The sequence below is a fragment of the uncultured Stenotrophomonas sp. genome, assembly GCF_963519925.1.
Taxonomy (GTDB): domain Bacteria; phylum Pseudomonadota; class Gammaproteobacteria; order Xanthomonadales; family Xanthomonadaceae; genus Stenotrophomonas; species Stenotrophomonas maltophilia_AE.
The window spans coordinates 1-3,039 of sequence record NZ_CAUQPH010000237.1 but is presented as its reverse complement, the minus strand read 5'-3'; the positions used below and the strand labels follow the sequence as shown (position 1 = coordinate 3,039).

Annotated in this window: 3 protein-coding genes; 2 read left to right on the top strand and 1 reads right to left on the bottom strand. The window is 70.7% G+C overall.

All coding sequences use genetic code 11. The features are described 5' to 3' along the window. The first annotated feature begins 37 nt into the window (after positions 1–37). Positions 38–1,756 (top strand): formylglycine-generating enzyme family protein, encoded by a 1,719-nt coding sequence (locus RWO33_RS19955; RefSeq protein WP_314107181.1) that lies wholly within the window; start codon positions 38–40, stop codon positions 1,754–1,756. Positions 1,757–1,806: 50 nt separating this feature from the next. Continuing rightward, positions 1,807–2,709 carry a M48 family metallopeptidase gene (locus tag RWO33_RS19950; protein WP_314107179.1) on the top strand — a complete coding sequence of 301 codons (903 nt, stop codon included), beginning with the start codon at positions 1,807–1,809 and terminating at the stop codon, positions 2,707–2,709. Between the two features lie 81 nt (positions 2,710–2,790). Here RWO33_RS19950 and RWO33_RS19945 read toward each other — a convergent pair. Further along, on the bottom strand, positions 2,791–3,039 hold a 249-nt coding region (locus tag RWO33_RS19945), incomplete at its 5' end, for an exodeoxyribonuclease VII large subunit (protein WP_314107177.1).

Genomic DNA, 3,039 nt, shown 5'->3' with positions numbered 1-3,039 from the left:
GACGCGTACGGCCAGCCCGGCGCCGGCGCAGGTCACCATCGGTGGGGAGGATGCGGCCGAAACCGAGCAGCGCTGGCAGCCGCCGGCGGTGGTCATTGCCGACGACGGCGTGGCCCAGGCGCGCAAAGATGCGGCCAAGGCACTGGCGGAGGGCCGGTTGTATGCCACCGCGGCCGACGCCATTCCGATCTGGCTGGCGCTGCTGCAGCACGATCCTGGCGACCGCCAGGCCAAGGCCGGGCTGGCGCGTGCCCGCCAGCGCCTGCTCGACGACGCCGCCGTGCTGCTGGAGCGGCCGCTGCAGCAGCGTGAAGCCCTGGCCCAGGCCAGCGAGATGGCGCTGGTGCTGCTGACCCTGGCCCCCGACGACCCCAAGGTGCGGCAGCTGCAGTCGCGGGTGGAAGTGGCCCAGCGCGTGGTTGCCTACAACCGGGCCGGTGAGGACGACCTGCGCGCCGACCGGATCGGCGAAGACGGCGATGGCGCCATCCCCAACTTCCGCGAGGCGCTGGCCCTGCAACCGGACGATGCGCGTGCGCGGCAGGGCCTGGCCGCGGCCGAGAGCGCGCTGATCCGGCGCGCCGAGAGCGCTGCCCGCGCCGCCGATTTCACCGCTGCCGGGACCTGGCTGGCCGAAGCGGCCAAGGTGCGCGATTCCGCGCCGACCATCGTCGACGCGTTCGAGCGGATCGAGGCCATCCGCGCGCAGACCCTGGTGCGGCTGCGCGATGAGGGCCTGCGCGATCTGGCCACGCCGCAGGGACTCAAGCCGGCGCGGCAGAAACTGGAAGATGCGCTGCGCATCGCGATGCCGGGCGACCCGGTGGTCGGCCAGCTGCGCGAGCGCATCGAACTGGCCACCCACTACGGCAGCTTCCGCCCGCGCCAGGTGTTCAGCGACGCGCTGCGCGACGGCGGCCGCGGTCCGCAGATGATCGTGGTGCCGCATGGCGGCTTCCAGATGGGGGCCAGCGACAGCGAACCCGGCGCCAGCGATGCGGAAAAGCCGGCGCACTACGTGCGCTTCGAGCGCGGCTTCGCCATGGCCATCACCGAAATCACCGTGGCCGACTATCGCCGTTACGTGCAGGCCAGCAACGCGCGCCCGCGCGCCACCCGGCGCGGCCATTCGATCATCTACGACGAACGCAGCGGCAACTTCACCCGCAGCAGTGGCGTGGACTGGCGTTCTGGCTATGACGGCACGCCCGCGATCGCCAATTCGCCGGTGATGCACGTGAGCGTGCGCGATGCCGAGCATTATGCGATGTGGCTGTCCGAGCAGACCGGGCGCTCCTATCGGCTGCCCAGCGAGGCCGAGTTCGAGTACGCCATGCGCGCCGCCACCAGCGGCCGCTACCCTTGGGGCAATGCCGGCACGCCGCCGCCGCTGTCGGGCAACTTCACCGGCGGCGAAGACGTGTCGCCGTCCGGTCGGCGCTGGTTCAACGCCTTCGTCGGCTACGGCGATGGCTGGTGGGGGCCGGCGCCGGTGGGCAGCTTCCAGCCCAACGCCTGGGGCCTGCACGACATGGCCGGCAACCTCAGCGAGTGGGTCGCCGACTGCTGGCACGCCAGCTACCGGCGCGCCCCGGCCGACGGCGTGGCCTGGTTCAACCCCGGCTGCCGGCAGCGGGTGATCCGCGGGGGCAACTGGGCCAATGCGCCGGAGCAGACCCGCGCGGCCTGGCGGCAATCACAGGATTCGGACACGACCAGCGCCAGGATCGGGTTCCGCCTGGTCCGCGGTATCTGACCCCCCGGAGTTGGCGGTAGGATTTCCCACACCCCTCAGGAACCACCAGCATGCGCAGCGATCCATTTGGCGGCCAGCAGCAGCAACGGGCGCGGCGCCCGGGTTTGTTCGGCAACATCCGCTGGTGGGTGCTGCTGGCGTTCGCCGGCTACGCCGCGTTCTACTGGTTCTCCAACCGCAGCGTCGACCCCTACACCGGCGAGAGCGTGCTGATCGACAGCTCGCTGGATGCCGACCAGGAAATGGCGATGGGCCTGCAGGCCTATCAGGAAATCCTGCAGCAGGAACGGCCGCTGGACCCGAACGCGCAGGTCTCGCGCGACGTGCGCGCCATTGCCGAGCGCCTCATCCGCAAGGTGGACGTGGTGGAAACCTCGCTGGCGCAGGAGCACGGGCTGACCCCGGCGCATTTCTCGCGCGATTTCCAGTGGGAAGTCAACGTGATCCAGTCCGACCAGGCCAACGCGTTCTGCCTGCCCGGCGGCAAGATGGCGGTGTACACCGGGCTCATCCCGGTTGCGCAGACCCAGGACGCCATGGCCGTGGTGATGGGGCATGAAATCGCGCACGCGCTGCTGCGCCATGGTGCGCAGCGCATGGCCCAGCAGAAGCTCACCCAGATCGGCCAGATGGCCGGTGCCGCCAGCGGCATGGACCCGCAGCAGCAGCAGATGGTGATGTCGGCGATGGGCTATGGCTACCTGCTGCCGTACGCGCGCAGCCATGAAACCCAGGCCGACGAGGTCGGGCTGATGCTGGCCGCCGCGGCCTGTTTCGACCCGCGCGAAGCGGTCCCGCTGTGGGAGCGCATGGGCCAGGCCAGCGGCGGGCAGGCACCGCCGGAGTTTTCCTCGACGCATCCCAACCCGGGCACGCGCATCCAGAACCTGCAGGCGCTGATGCCCAAGGCGATGCAGTACCGGCAGCGCTTCTGCGAAAGCGCGGGTGGTTGACGAAAACACCGCGTAGAGCCACGCCCTGCGTGGCTGGCGCATTACGTGGCACCGCACGGTACAGCCACGCAGGGCGTGGCTCTACGGTTTGCTTACCACCACGTCGATGACGCCGTCCTGCACGCGTGCTTTCAGGGCATCGCCCGGCGCCACGTCCAGCGGTGAGCGCACCAGGCGGCCGTCTTCTTCGCGGGTCAGGATGGCGTAGCCACGCGCCACGGTGGCCAGCGGGCTGACCGCTTCCATCGAGCGCGCCAACGCGCGCAGGCGCAGGGTGTCGCGCTGCAGCTGCCGCGCCATGGCCGCGTCCACGCGCGGCAAGGCGCGCTG